Raw genomic sequence first — 14072 nt, 5'->3', positions numbered from 1 at the left:
CCATGACAATAACTCCTCAACAACTGATCGCACTGCTGCCGCTGTTGATCGTCGGATTGACGGTGGTGGTTGTGATGCTAGGCATTGCGTGGCGACGCGACCACTTTATCAACGCCACCCTGACCGTGATCGGTCTCAACCTGGCGCTGCTTTCGCTGTACTTTGTCGGCCAGGCAGGCCCAATGGACGTCACCCCGCTGCTGCGGGTTGACGGCTACTCGATGTTCTACACCGGGCTGGTGCTGCTGGCGAGTCTGGCGACCTGCACCTTCGCGTATCCGTGGCTGGTCGGCTATCCGGATAACCGCGAAGAGTTCTACCTGCTGGTGCTGATCGCCGCCATGGGCGGCATCCTGCTGGCGAGCGCCAACCATCTGGCTTCGCTGTTCATCGGTATCGAGCTGATCTCGCTGCCGCTGTTCGGCCTGGTGGGCTACGCCTACCGCCAGAAGCGCCCGCTGGAAGCCGCCATCAAGTACATGCTGCTGTCCGCCGCCGCGTCGTCGTTCCTGCTGTTCGGCATGGCGCTGCTGTACGCCGAATCCGGCGATCTGTCGCTGGCCGGCCTCGGCAAGAGCCTGCAGGAAAACATGATGCACCAGCCGCTGATCCTGGCCGGCATGGGCATGATGATCGTCGGTCTGGGCTTCAAGCTGTCGCTGGTGCCGTTCCAACTGTGGACGCCGGACGTTTATCAGGGCGCGCCTGCGCCGGTCTCGACCTTCCTGGCGACCGCCAGCAAGATCGCGATCTTTGCGGTCGTGATGCGTCTGTTCCTATATGCCCCGGCCGCCGACAACGAAGCGCTGCGCATGGTATTGTCGATCATCGCGTTCTGCTCCATCTTGTTCGGTAACCTGATGGCCATCAGCCAGACCAACATCAAGCGTCTGCTGGGCTACTCGTCGATCGCTCATCTGGGCTACCTGCTGGTGGCGCTGATTGCGGTGCAAACCCATCAGCTGTCGCTGGAAACCGCCGGCGTTTATCTGGCCGGTTACCTGTTCAGCAGCCTGGGCGCCTTCGGCGTGGTCAGCCTGATGTCCAGCCCATACCGCGGCCCGGATGCGGATTCGCTGTTCTCTTACCGTGGTCTGTTCTGGCACAAGCCAATCTTGTCCGCGGTAATGACGGTGATGATGCTGTCGCTGGCCGGTATCCCGATGACGCTGGGCTTTATCGGTAAGTTCTTCGTGATCGCGATGGGCGTCAGCGCGCACCTGTGGTGGCTGACCGGCGCAGTCGTGGTAGGCAGCGCCATCGGCCTGTATTACTACCTGCGCGTGACCGTCAGTCTGTTCCTCAGCGCGCCGGAATCGCTGCAGCGCGACACCCCGAACAACTGGGCGTTGACCGCCGGTGGCGTCGTGGTGCTGATCTCAGCCGCGCTGGTGCTGCTGTTGGGGGTTTATCCTCAGCCGCTGATTTCGCTGGTGCAGATGGCTCAGCCGACGTTCTGATAACGCTTCAGACGGTAAAAAGGTCGCTTCGGCGGCCTTTTTTTATGGAGAAACGGCACTCAGTCGTAATGGGCGCTAAACGACGTTTCCAGCGCCTGCACCACCGCGCGCACGCGAGCGGCGCGTTGCAAATCGGGGTGCAGCACCAGCCAGATATCCACCCAGTCTTTGCTCTCGGGAAAGAGGCGCACCAGTTCCGGGTCGTGGTCGGCCAAGCACGACAAGAGCAGCCCGATGCCCAGCCCGCTGCGGGTGGCCGAACGTAACAACAGCTGCGAATTGCATTGCAGCACGGCGTTGGGCTCGAACAGGGTCTCGCCGCCGAAATTGCTCCAGTGGCGCGGCACCAGTTCGCGCGGGAACATCAGCAGATCGTGGCCGCGCAGCTGCTCGCCTTTGACCGGCATGCCGCGTTGCGCCAGATAATGCGGGCTGGCGTACAGGCCCATTTCGATAGTGGCTAAGCGTTTGATGATCAGCTCATCGTCATCGGGGCGCGCGCCGCGGATCGCCAGATCCGCGCTGTGGTAAGCGATATCGGTGATGTTCAGCGCCGTCAACAGCGTGACGGTGATGGCCGGATAGCGTTGCCGCAGATCTTGCAGCGCCGGTATCACGAAGGCTTCGGCCAGGGTATCGGTGGTGGCGATGCGCACGTTGCCGCACAGACTTTCGTCGCCGCCGGCGGCTTTGCGAGCGATCGCCTGCACGGCATTTTCCATCTTCATCATGTCCGCCAGCATGGATTCACCCAGCGGGCTGAGGGAGAAGGATTTTGGCGTGCGGATAAACAATTTCGAACCCAGCGAGTTTTCCAGGGCGGTGAGACGTCGGCCGACGGTCGCTTGATCAACCTGCAGCTGGTTGGCGGCTTTACGTAACGTGCCGCAGCGTGCGACGGCCAGAAAGAAGCGCGCGTCATCCCAATTCATCATGCCATTTCCTCTCTGCAGATTTGTCGGCGCCAGGGGAGCAGTGCGGGCCGGGCGAACGATACCGGTATCTATCATAAAGCGTTGTTCCGCCTGGAGGGAGAGAAAGACGGTCAACGGCACGCACATCGGCGGTTATTTCTCCGGTGATGCAAGAATGCATCAGGGTGATTCATTCTTGACGATACTTCGCCCGTCGTCGTAACGCTATGATAAGCGCCGTTCCCGGCAGACCGGGTGAGGAAAGACGACGATGGCAGGCCGCCGCCTGCCGACTTTGGGAGTGGAAGCATGTCAGAAAATACCGCGATCCAGGACGCGGCGCCAGCAAACGCACGGGCGTCGCGCACGGCCATTTTACTGTTCCTGGCGCTGGCTTTGATGTCGGCATTGCTGAACAGCAGCGCGCCGACGCCGCTTTATCCGCTGTATCAGCAGCAGCTTGCGCTAAGCTCGGTCAGTCTGACCGTCATCTACGGCGCCTATGCCGCCGGCGTGCTGATCTCTTTGTTCGGCGTCGGCAATCTGGCCGGCAAAGTAAAGGATTTACGCAGCATGATCGTGCCGGCGTTGCTGGTGGTGTTGAGCGGCGCGCTGCTGTTCGCGCTGGCTGATACCTTTGCCATGATGCTGATGGCGCGGCTGCTGGCCGGGGTAGGCACCGGGGCGCTGACCGGCGCGGCGAACATCGCGTTGGTGCGGTTTGGGCCGCGCGACGGCGGTAAAAGCGCGGCGTTAATCGCAACGCTGTCATTCACCACCGGATTAGCGCTGGGGCCGATCTTCAGCGGCATCGCTTTGCAGACCGGTTTTCATCCTACGACGCTGCCGTTCGTTTTCATCATGGCCATTGCCGCCATGGCGGCGTTGGGCGTCATGCTGCTGTGGCCGCGTGGCCAGGTTGCGTCGCCGGCCCGCGCTGCGCCGGCCGAACAGGAAAAAAGCACGCTGCTCGATGGCCTGCGCGCTACCGGCGGTAAATTCTTTGTGTGCGCCGGCGCGCTGTTTGTCTGTTGGGCGCTGGCCGCCAGTATTTTGGCAATCGGCCCCGGCGTGGCGGAAACGCTGTTAGGCATGCACCAGCGTGGCGTCTTTGGCTATGCGATTGCGGTGTATCTGCTGATCGCCGGCATCAGCCAGATCCTGAGCCGCCGCGTTAACGCCCGTCATTCGCTGTTGTTCGGTTGCCTGGCGCAGGTGCTGGCGGCAGTGGTGTTCGCCATGGCGATCCAGTGGCATTCTCTGGGGCTGGCGGCGGTGGGGCTGGTGGTGGCCGGCTATGCTTACGGCGCCATTTTCGTCGGCAGCGCGACCCTGGTGAACTTGATTTCGCCGCCGACCAGCCATGCGCGTTTGCTTTCTCTGTTTTACGTTATCGCTTATATCGCCAACTGGGTGCCGATCTTGCTGGGCGTGGTGGTCGATCGCGTCGATCTGCAGCAGGCGACCCATTTGCTGTTCTTGAGCAGCAGCGCAGTGTGCCTGTTGCTGGCATGGAAAACGTCCCGGGTGGGGTTCCCTTGCTAATTATTTTGTGATGAATATCTATTTTTTATAATTAATGATTCTTTAATTACATTTATGATGTGATTTGTATCGCATAAATTGGCCTGTTTTCGGGTAAACTGCGCGCTTTCTTTTTGCTGCAGGTCACTTTATGAACGTTCTTTTCGCCATTGCCGTCACCACCGGGATCCTGTCCGGCGTTTGGGGATGGGTTGCCGTTAGTCTGGGCCTGATCGGTTGGGCCGGTTTTCTCGGCTGCACGGCCTATTTCGCCTGCCCGCAGGGCGGCCTGAAAGGGCTGTTGATCGGCGCGTTGACCTGCTGCAGCGGCGTTTTCTGGGCAATGGTCATCATCCACGGCAGCGAACTGGCGCCGCAATGGAATTTGCTGGGGTATCTGCTGACCGGCGCCGTGGCGTTCTTGATGTGCATACAGGCCAAACAGCAATGGCTGGGGTTCGTGCCCGGCACCTTTATCGGCGCCTGTGCGACCTTCGCCGGCGGCGGCGACTGGCCGCTGGTGACGCTCTCTTTGCTGGTGGGCCTGCTATTCGGCTATGCGATGAAAAACAGCGGGCTGTGGTGGGCGGCGCGCAGCGAAAAAGCCCGCGCCGCACAGCCGGTCAGCCGGCATGCCGGCTCAAACGGTGCCGCCGAGTGAGAGGCGGTAGTGCAGATCGAGACGCTCGGCGCAGGGCTCGCCCGCGATCCGCTGCAGCAACAGTTCACTGGCGGCCTTACCCATCTCAAAGCGCGGCGTGATCACGCTGGCGATGCCCGGCGTGGTCGCCTGGCCGATATCCAGACCGTGAAAACCCGATAGCGCAACCTCCTGCGGCACGCGCACGCCGAGACGCAGGCAGGCCTGCAACACGCCTACCGCCAAATCGTCGTTGGTGCACAGGATACCGTCCAACTGCGGGTAGCGTTCGCGCGCCATTGCCAGCATGTCGGCGCCGATCGAAACCGATGAGACCCGATGCGGCGTGATCTGGCGCGGCGTTTGCCCCTGAGCCGCCATGGCGCGGCAGTAACCCTGGTAACGTTTAATGTCGCGGGCGTCGGACATGGCGCCAAAGTAAACGATATGGCGTTTGCCGCTGGCCTGCAGCGCGGCGGTCATGTCATACCCCGCCTGTTCATTGTCGAATCCCACCGCGATCCGCCCCGGCGGCGCGTCGAGATCCATCACCTGCGCGATGGGAATTTTCGCGGCGGCGAGATAGGTCTCAGCGCGCAAGGTGTGCGCCGAATCGGTGAGGATTAGCCCGGCGATTGGATAAGCCAGCAGCTGTGCAATCTGCTCTTCTTCCCGCTGCGGGCTGTAATCGTAGTTCACCACCAGCGTTTGGTAACCCCGCGCCTGGGTGACGGATTCGATGCCGGCCAGCAGATCGGCGAAAATCTGGTTATTGAAAGAGGGGATCAACACGCCGATGCGCGGTTTTCTGCCGGCCTGTGCGGTATCGGCGTCAGTGATGTTCAGCTCCCGCATGACCTGCGCAATGCGTTCAGCGGTGTCGGCCGCCACTTTGTCCGGCGTGCGCAGAAAACGGCTGACGGTCATTTTGGTCACGCCGGCCAATTGCGCGATGTCCTGTAGCGTTACGCGGGGGTGTTTCATTCGGTAGCCTTAACGGGCGGCGCGGCAAGGGGGGATAGCGGTATGTTAACAAATCGATTTGGTGATAACAACGCATGCGATTTTATTGAAAGTGGCTATTTTTCAATTTGATAGGTTGGTTTTGTTCTCTCGCTGTCTGCGTGAGTTCACGTTAAGGGTAACAGGGTTTCGTAACATTATTTTCAGTGATTTCCATCACGTTTTTACCGGTAACAATCGGCTGAGATAGAGGCCTGTCCGATTGGAGGCCTGAAGGCCGGGAATTACCATGAACAACCTGTTTTCTCTGGATAACAAAACCGTCTTGATCACCGGCGCCTCGCGCGGCATCGGTTTTCTGCTGGCGCGCGGCCTGGCGCAGCAAGGCGCGCATATTCTGGTCAACGCCACCACCGAAGAACATGCCCGGCACGCCGCCGATCGCCTGCGCGAAGAGGGGCTGCGCGCCGACGCGGCGGCGTTCGACGTCACCGACTCTCAGGCGGTGCATGCCGCCATCGGCCGTATCGAAACGGACATCGGCGCGATAGACGTGTTGATCAACAACGCCGGCATCCAGCGCCGTCATCCCTTCACCGAGTTCCCGGAGCAAGACTGGGACGACATCATCGCCGTCAACCAGAAGGCGGTCTTCATCGTGTCGCAGACCGTGGCCCGTTACATGGTGCCGCGCCGGCGCGGCAAGATAGTCAATATCGGCTCGATGCAAAGCGAGCTGGGGCGGGACACCATCACCCCTTACGCGGCGTCCAAAGGGGCGGTGAAAATGCTGACGCGCGGCATGTGCGTGGAGTTGGCGCGTTACAACATTCAGGTCAACGGCATTGCCCCCGGCTATTTCAAAACCGAGATGACACAGGCGTTGGCCGACGACCCGGCCTTTACCGCCTGGCTAACCCAGCGCACGCCCGCCGCGCGTTGGGGGGATCCGCAGGAGCTGATCGGCGCGGCGGTGTTCCTGGCCGCCGACGCTTCCAGCTTCGTCAACGGGCAGCTGCTGTTTGTCGATGGCGGCATGTCCGCCGCGGTGTAATCCCTCTTTCGTGGAGTGTTGAGATGAAAATTCAAACCCAGTCCTGCATGGTTAACGGCAAACGAGACGTGGCGGTGATCGCGCAAGAAGTGAATTATCAGGGGCAGGGCACGCTGGTGAAAATCCGCCGCGGCGGCATCTGCGGCTCGGATCTGCATTACTTTCAGGAAGGGAAGGTCGGCAATTTTCAGGTACGCCAGCCGATGGTGCTGGGCCACGAGGCGATCGGCGAGGTGGTCGCCAGCGATTCGCCGCAGCTGGCGATCGGGCAGAAGGTGGCGCTCAATCCCAGCAAACCCTGCGGGCAGTGCAAATATTGTCTGGCGCAGCAAAGCAATCAGTGCGTCGAGATGCGCTTTTTCGGCAGCGCGATGTATTTCCCGCACGTCGACGGCGCTTTCACCCAATACAAGGTGGTGGATAGCGCGCAGTGCATTCCTTACGCCGCCGATCGCGACGACAGGGTGATGGTATTCGCCGAACCGCTGGCGGTGGCGATCCACGCGGCGAAACAGCCCGGCGCGGTGAAGGGTAAAACGGTTTTCGTGTCCGGCGTCGGCCCGATCGGCTGTTTGCTGGTGGCGGCGCTGAAAGCGCTGGGCGCCGCCGAGATCGTCTGCGCCGATCTCAGCCCGCGCTGTCTGGCGCTCGCCGGCCAGATGGGGGCGGATCGCTGTCTGCATGCCGCAGACGACGATTTCAGCGTATATCAGCAACACAAAGGCTATTTCGACATCGCTTTCGAGGCAGCAGGGCATCCGACGTCGCTGCAGCGCTGCCTGGAAGTCACGCGCGCCAAGGGCACCGTCGTGCAGGTCGGGATGGGCGGCAGCTTCCCTGATTTCCCGCTGATGCTGTTGATCGCCAAGGAGTTGAATCTGCTCGGCTCCTTCCGCTTCGTGGAGGAATTCGCGCTGGCGGTGGCCTGGCTGGCCGGCGATGTGGTCGATCCGCTGCCGCTGCTGTCGGCGGAGTTCGCCGGGGACCAACTGGCGCAGGCGCTGGAGTTTGCCGGTGACAAGCGCCAGGCCGCCAAGGTGCAATTAGTGTTTTAGGGTAAAAGTCCGATGGCCGCAGGTGACGATCGTTGTCTATAGTGTAGGAACGCTTAATTTTTCAACCACGGAGATCTCACGATGGCAAGACATACGGATGCTGAGCAAACTACGCTGGATGACGATCTGAGAATGCTGACCGAAACGCTGGAAGAAGTGTTGCAATACAGCGGCGATCGCGCGGATCAGGCCTACATCGACATCAAGTCGCACGCCGAGCAGGCGCTGAGTGAGGTCAAGGCGCGCTGGGTGAACACCGGCGAATCCTACTATGCCCGCGCCAAAGAAGCGGTGCACCGCACCGACGACTATGTGCGGGATAAACCCTGGCACAGCGTGGGCATCGGCGCCACCGTCGGGCTGGTGCTGGGGCTGCTGCTGGCCCGCAAATAAATCACGCCCCAGGGGCGGCGCAAGCCGCCTCGTTCTTTTCTGCAGACTGTGTGCTTCATCCCGCTGTTTCTCCGATAGTTCTTCCATATCCCGCCTATACTTTCCGCTAGCCGCCGCAGGCGGGGCGCTATTCCCCTGTTTTTTGTGCGGACGAATTGAGGCCATGTCGCCGCAGGTGTAAAGTGTTTGTGTATTTATTGTTTGTTTTTTGTTCTAAATCAAATAATTATCTGGTGTAAACACCCAGGGATATACGGCGTTTTTGCGCTGGCGCAAAAGCCGTGAAAATAACACCTCATATAATACAGAGCGTAACTACAGGCGCGGCGTCCGTCGGCTGCGCCGGGGACGATCTCTGCTAACTGACTTGTGAGCGAACTATGTCGACAAGTGTTTTTAATCGCCGGTGGGCGGCTGTGCTGCTCGAGGCGCTGGCCCGCCATGGGGTGCGGCATGTTTGTATCGCTCCGGGATCGCGCTCCACGCCGTTGACGCTGGCCGCTGCGGCCAACCGATCTTTTATCTGTCATACCCACTTTGATGAACGCGGGCTTGGCCATTTGGCGCTTGGGCTGGCGAAGGCGGCGCGTGAGCCGGTAGCGGTGATTGTCACGTCCGGTACCGCGGCGGCGAACCTTTACCCGGCTTTAATCGAGGCCGGCCTGACCGGTGAGCGGCTGGTGTTTCTCACCGCCGATCGGCCGCCGGAACTGATCGACTGCGGCGCCAATCAGGCGATCCGTCAAAACGGCCTCTACAGCAGCCACCCGACGTTGGCGATCGATCTGCCGCGTCCTACGCCGGATATTCCGGCCGCGTGGCTGGCCTCCAGCGTCGACAGCGCGATGGCGCGCCTGCAGCACGGCGCGTTGCATATTAACTGCCCGTTCGCCGAACCGCTGTACGGCGGCGATGAACGTCAGTATGCCGATTGGTCCGCCGCGCTGGGCGACTGGTGGCAGAGCGATCGGCCTTGGCTGCAGGAAAGCGAGACGCGTGCGGCGCCAGTGCCGCAGCCGGACTGGTTCTTCTGGCGGCAAAAACGCGGCGTGGTGCTGGCTGGCCGCATGAGCGCGGAAGAGGGCGCACAGGTGGCCGACTGGGCCGAGACGCTGGGCTGGCCGCTGATCGGCGATGTGCTGTCGCAGACCGGGCAACCGCTGCCCTGCGCCGATTTATGGCTCGCTCATCCGCAGGCGCAGCGCGTGTTGCAAGACGCGCAGCTGGTGGTGCAGTTCGGCGGCAGTCTGACCGGTAAACGCTTGCTGCAGTGGCAGGCGCAGTGTCGGCCGGAAGAGTATTGGGTCATCGACGAGCTGCCGGGGCGGCTCGATCCGGCCCAGCACCGGGGGCGGCGTCTGCGTGCCGGGGTGGCGCAGTGGTTGGCGCAGCATCCGGCGCAACCGCGCGCGCCGTGGGCCGCCGGGCTGGCGGTCTTGGCGGATAAGGCGCTGACGGCGGCGTCCACGCATCTGCACGATAACTTTGGCGAAGCGCAGCTGGCGCACCGCCTGCCGGAACTGCTGCCGGAGAACGGCCAGCTGTTTCTCGGCAACAGCCTGGTGGTGCGACTGATCGACGCGTTAACCACGCTGCCTGTCGCTTACCCGGTATTCAGCAACCGCGGCGCCAGCGGCATCGACGGTCTGATTTCCACCGCCGCCGGCGTACAGCGCGCCACCGCCAGGCCGACGTTGGCGATGGTGGGCGACCTTTCCGCGTTGTATGACCTCAATGCGCTGGCGTTGTTGCGCCACTGTTCGGCGCCGACGGTGCTGATCGTCGTCAATAACAACGGCGGCCAAATTTTCTCGCTGTTGCCGACGCCGGACGAGGAGCGCCAACGCTTTTACTGCATGCCGCAGAACGTCGAGTTCAGCCACGCGGCGGCGATGTTCCAGCTTGACTACGCGCGGCCGGAAAACTGGCGCCAACTGCAACAGGCGGTTGAGCAAGGCTGGCGGCGCGGCGGCGCCACGCTGATAGAACTGCAGGTGTCGCCGAGCGCAGGGGCCGAGAGTCTGCAATTCCTGGTACAACAGATGGCGGTGCAATGATGCTGGCGACGCGAATTTTGCAACAGGGCGAAGCGGGGCGTCCGTGGCTGGTATGGCTGCACGGCCTGCTGGGCAACAACAATGAATGGCGGGTGATCGCCGCGCGTTGCCCGGAATGGCCGTCGCTGGCCATCGATCTGCCCGGCCACGGCGATTCCGTGGCGGTGAGCTGCCGCGGCTTCGACGACATCAGCGCGCAAATCGCCGCGACCCTGCAACTGCGCAATATTGAACGTTATTGGTTGGTGGGCTACTCGCTCGGCGGGCGCATCGCCATGTATCACGCTTGCCACGGCCGCCATGACGGCCTGCAAGGCGTGATCGTCGAGGGCGGCAACCCGGGGCTTGAGGACGAACAACAGCGCCGCGATCGTTGCGAGCAGGATGCGCGATGGGCGGCGCGTTTTCGCAGTGAGCCGATTGCCGAAGTCCTGGCGGACTGGTATCAGCAACCGGTGTTCAAAGAGCTTAGCCATGTGCACCGCCAGGCGCTGATCGCCGCGCGTTCGGTCAACAGTGGCCCGGCGATTGCCGACATGCTCGAAGCCACCTCGCTCGGGAGACAGCCTTATCTGGCGCCGCAGCTGCGCCAACTGACCGTGCCGCTGCGGGTGCTGTGTGGTGAGAACGACCCCAAATTTCAACGGCTGGCGCGCGACGCCGGGTTGCCGTTGCGCATCGTGCCGCAGGCCGGCCACAACGCGCATCTGGCCAATCCGCAGGATTTCGTCGCCGAGCTGCAGACCTTTCTCGTTAACCCTGGTTAAAGGAACCGAACATGCTTTATCCGAATGAAGAACACCTGTATGCCGCTATCGCCTGGCAGGATTGCACCGGCGATTTCGAAGACATTCTGTATCACAAGTCCGCCGACGGCATCGCCAAAATCACCATCAACCGGCCGCAGGTGCGCAACGCGTTTCGTCCGCAAACGGTCAAAGAGATGATCGACGCGCTGGCCAACGCCCGTTACGACGACGGCATCGGCGTCATTATTCTGACCGGCGCCGGCGATAAGGCCTTCTGCTCCGGCGGCGATCAGAAAGTGCGCGGCGACTACGGCGGCTATCGCGACGACAGCGGCGTACATCACCTCAACGTGCTGGACTTCCAGCGCCAGATCCGCACCTGCCCGAAGCCGGTGGTGGCGATGGTGGCCGGCTATTCGATCGGCGGCGGCCACGTGCTGCACATGATGTGCGATCTGACCATCGCGGCGGATAACGCCATCTTCGGCCAGACCGGCCCGAAAGTGGGCTCGTTCGACGGCGGCTGGGGCGCGTCTTACATGGCGCGCATCGTCGGCCAGAAGAAGGCGCGCGAAATCTGGTTCCTGTGCCGCCAGTACGACGCCGCCGCCGCGCTGGACATGGGCCTGGTCAATACCGTCGTGCCGCTGGCCGATCTGGAAAAAGAGACGGTGCGCTGGTGCCGCGAAATGCTGCAGAACAGCCCGATGGCGCTGCGCTGCCTGAAGGCGGCGCTGAATGCCGACTGCGACGGCCAGGCTGGTTTGCAGGAGCTGGCGGGCAACGCCACCATGCTGTTCTACATGACCGACGAAGGGCAGGAAGGGCGCAACGCGTTCAACGAGAAGCGCCAACCGGACTTCAGCAAATTCAAGCGTAACCCGTAATGAGCGGGGCAAACCGCAGCGCGGCGCTATACCGTTACAGCCTGCCGATGGAGGCGGGCGTGGTGCTGCGCAATCAACGGTTGAAAACGCGTGACGGATGGGTGGTGCAGCTGTGTCAGGGCGAGCGTGAAGGTTGGGGCGAGATCGCGCCGCTGCCGGAATTCAGCCGGGAAACGCCGGCGCAGGCCGAACAGGCCGCGTTGGGCTGGCTGCAGGCGTGGTTGGCGGGCAACGAACCGGAGCACAGCGCGCTGCCCTCGGTGGCCTTTGGGCTCAGCTGTGCGCAGGCCGAGCTGGAGCAGCGTTTGCCGATGCAGGCGGATTTTCGCAAGGCGCCGCTGTGCACCGGCGATCCGGATGAGCTGTTCGAGACATTGAGCGCTTTGCCGGGCGAGAAAGTCGCCAAGGTGAAGGTGGGGCTGTATGAGGCGGTGCGGGACGGCATGATCGTCAACGTGTTGCTGGAGGCACTGCCGGATCTGCGGCTGCGGCTGGACGCCAACCGCAGCTGGACCCGCGCCAAGGCCGACGGCTTCGCCAGGTACGTTAACCCGGCGTGGCGCGATCGCATCGCCTTCCTGGAAGAGCCCTGCAAGACCCGTGATGAATCGCGCGACTTCGCCCGGGCGACCGGTATCGCCATCGCCTGGGATGAGAGCGTGCGGGAGGCGGACTTTGTGGTGCAGGCCGAGCCGGGCGTGGCGGCCATCGTGATCAAGCCGACGCTGGTCGGCAGCCTGGCGCGTTGCCAGACGCTGGTGGCGCAGGCGCACGCGGCGGGCCTGACGGCGGTGATCAGCTCCAGCCTCGAATCCAGCCTGGGGTTGACCCAGCTGGCGCGCATCGCCCATTGGCTGACGCCGGATACCGTGCCGGGCCTGGACACGCTGGGGTTGATGCAGGCGCAGGTGCTGCGCCCGTGGCCGGGCAGCGCGTTGCCGCTGCTGGATGTCTCGGCGCTGGAGTGCCTATGGCGCCGTTGAACGATTGGCCGTGGCGACACTGGGCGCGCACTCAGCCGCAGGCGACGGCGCTGATGCTCGGTGAACAACCGCTGAACTGGCTGGCGTTGCAGAGCCAGGTGGATGAGCTGGCGGCGGATTTCCAGCATCAGGGCGTTGAACCGGGCTGCGGCGTGGCGCTGTGCGGTAAAAACAGCTATCCACTGCTGCTGGCCTATCTGGCGCTGTTGCAGTGCGGCGCACGCCTGTTGCCGCTCAATCCCGCCTTGCCGACGCCGCTGCTGGCGCAGCTATTGCCGGAATTGGATATGACCTTTGTCTTCGGCCCGGACTCGTTGCCGGCGCTGCCGGAAGACGTGATTCGATTGACCCCGCCGTCGACCGAGCCGCGTTGGCCAGACCTGCCGACGTGGGATGCGCAGCGTCTGGCGACGCTGACGTTGACCTCCGGTTCCAGCGGCATGCCGAAAGCGGCCGCACACAGCTATGCCAACCATCTGGCCAGCGCCGCCGGGGTGTTGGGGCTGATGGCGTTTCAGCGCGAGGATTGCTGGCTGCTGTCATTGCCGCTGTTTCACGTCTCCGGACAGGGCATTGTCTGGCGCTGGCTGGCGGCGGGCGCCCGGTTGGCGGTGCGCGAGATGCACCCGCTGAACGAGGCGTTGGCGGGATGCACGCATGCCTCGTTGGTGCCGACCCAGCTGTGGCGGCTGCTGGCGCAACCGCTGGCGGGCATGACGCTGAAGGCGGTGCTGCTCGGCGGCGCGATGATCCCGGTGGAACTGACCGAACGGGCGGAGGCGGCGGGGATCCGTTGCTGGTGCGGCTACGGGCTGACCGAACTGGCCTCCACGGTGTGCGCCAAGCGCGCCGATGCGCGGGCGGGTGTCGGCCTGCCGCTCGGCGGCCGCGAGGTAAAACTGGTGGATGAAGAGGTCTGGATCCGCGCCGACAGCCTGGCGCTTGGCTACTGGCGTCATGGCCATCTGCAGCCGTTGGCCGATGAGCAGGGCTGGTTCCCGACCCGCGATCGCGGCGCGATGATCGAGGGGGAACTGCGAATTCTCGGCCGGCTGGACAACCTGTTTTTCAGCGGCGGCGAAGGGGTGCAGCCGGAAGATATCGAACGCGTGCTGGCGGCGCATCCGCAGATCACGCAGGCGTTTGTGGTGCCGGTGGCGGACGCCGAATTCGGTCAGCGGCCGGTGGCGGTGATCGACGGCGATCCGTCGCTGTCGCTGGCGACGCTGCTCGCCTGGTCGCAGGATAAGCTCGCCAATTTCCAACGCCCGACGGCATTGCTTCCGCTGCCTGACGAGCTGAAAAACGGCGGCATCAAGATTTCGCGCCGCCAGTTGCAGCAGTGGGTGGCGCAGCGTCTCTCTCAGGCATAAAAAAGCCGCCCGTAAGGGCG

At 62.8% G+C, this 14072-nt stretch carries 13 protein-coding genes; 11 read left to right on the top strand and 2 right to left on the bottom strand.

The window, feature by feature from the left end:
* Positions 1-2 precede the first annotated feature (2 nt).
* The gene (nuoN, locus tag CPH57_RS13335; RefSeq protein WP_033635324.1) at positions 3-1460 is read left to right on the top strand and encodes an NADH-quinone oxidoreductase subunit NuoN; all 1458 of its coding nucleotides are present in this window, start codon (positions 3-5) and stop codon (positions 1458-1460) included.
* A 59-nt stretch (positions 1461-1519) separates the two neighbouring features.
* Here the strand turns inward: nuoN and CPH57_RS13330 are convergent, their stop codons facing one another.
* Complete coding sequence (locus CPH57_RS13330; RefSeq protein ID WP_047574272.1) at positions 1520-2395, bottom strand: LysR family transcriptional regulator; 876 nt, start codon at positions 2393-2395, stop codon at positions 1520-1522.
* Positions 2396-2683: 288 nt separating this feature from the next.
* On the opposite strand from CPH57_RS13330, the gene CPH57_RS13325 reads away from it, so the two are divergent.
* Positions 2684-3919, top strand: a complete 1236-nt coding sequence (locus CPH57_RS13325) for an MFS transporter (RefSeq protein WP_033651937.1) — start codon at positions 2684-2686, stop codon at positions 3917-3919.
* Between the two features lie 130 nt (positions 3920-4049).
* A complete protein-coding gene (locus CPH57_RS13320; protein WP_033643854.1) occupies positions 4050-4559 on the top strand; it encodes a DUF1097 domain-containing protein in 510 nt (169 codons plus the stop codon).
* Here the strand turns inward: CPH57_RS13320 and CPH57_RS13315 are convergent.
* Entirely contained in the window at positions 4539-5522 is a 984-nt protein-coding gene (locus tag CPH57_RS13315; protein ID WP_089197264.1) for a LacI family DNA-binding transcriptional regulator, read from the bottom strand. The genes CPH57_RS13320 and CPH57_RS13315 overlap by 21 nt on opposite strands.
* Positions 5523-5790: 268 nt before the next feature.
* Between CPH57_RS13315 and idnO the strand changes: the two genes are divergently transcribed.
* From idnO to menE, 8 genes are all read left to right on the top strand, one after another.
* Complete coding sequence (idnO, locus tag CPH57_RS13310; protein WP_033643852.1) at positions 5791-6555, top strand: gluconate 5-dehydrogenase; 765 nt, start codon at positions 5791-5793, stop codon at positions 6553-6555.
* Positions 6556-6578: 23 nt separating this feature from the next.
* Positions 6579-7610 (top strand): L-idonate 5-dehydrogenase, encoded by a 1032-nt coding sequence (idnD, locus tag CPH57_RS13305; RefSeq protein WP_033643851.1) that lies wholly within the window; start codon positions 6579-6581, stop codon positions 7608-7610.
* A gap of 81 nt (positions 7611-7691) precedes the next feature.
* Entirely contained in the window at positions 7692-8003 is a 312-nt protein-coding gene (gene elaB, locus CPH57_RS13300; protein ID WP_033643850.1) for a stress response protein ElaB, read from the top strand.
* Between the two features lie 380 nt (positions 8004-8383).
* Positions 8384-10060 (top strand): 2-succinyl-5-enolpyruvyl-6-hydroxy-3-cyclohexene-1-carboxylic-acid synthase, encoded by a 1677-nt coding sequence (menD, locus tag CPH57_RS13295; protein WP_046687542.1) that lies wholly within the window; start codon positions 8384-8386, stop codon positions 10058-10060.
* Complete coding sequence (gene menH, locus CPH57_RS13290; RefSeq protein WP_033643848.1) at positions 10057-10827, top strand: 2-succinyl-6-hydroxy-2,4-cyclohexadiene-1-carboxylate synthase; 771 nt, start codon at positions 10057-10059, stop codon at positions 10825-10827. Before menD ends, menH begins: the two co-directional genes overlap by 4 nt.
* An 11-nt stretch (positions 10828-10838) precedes the next feature.
* The gene (menB, locus tag CPH57_RS13285) at positions 10839-11696 is read left to right on the top strand and encodes a 1,4-dihydroxy-2-naphthoyl-CoA synthase (protein ID WP_033639797.1); all 858 of its coding nucleotides are present in this window, start codon (positions 10839-10841) and stop codon (positions 11694-11696) included.
* The gene (menC, locus tag CPH57_RS13280) at positions 11696-12679 is read left to right on the top strand and encodes an o-succinylbenzoate synthase (protein ID WP_033643847.1); all 984 of its coding nucleotides are present in this window, start codon (positions 11696-11698) and stop codon (positions 12677-12679) included. The genes menB and menC overlap by 1 nt, the downstream gene beginning before the upstream one ends.
* Positions 12667-14052 (top strand): o-succinylbenzoate--CoA ligase, encoded by a 1386-nt coding sequence (menE, locus tag CPH57_RS13275; RefSeq protein WP_096242449.1) that lies wholly within the window; start codon positions 12667-12669, stop codon positions 14050-14052. Before menC ends, menE begins: the two co-directional genes overlap by 13 nt.
* The last annotated feature ends 20 nt before the right edge of the window (positions 14053-14072 follow it).

It is taken from the genome of Serratia sp. JKS000199 (assembly GCF_900215455.1).
In the GTDB taxonomy this organism is placed as follows: Bacteria; Pseudomonadota; Gammaproteobacteria; order Enterobacterales; family Enterobacteriaceae; genus Serratia; species Serratia ureilytica.
The sequence above is the reverse complement of the archived record's forward strand: the minus strand, read 5'-3'. Positions and strand labels throughout refer to the sequence as shown.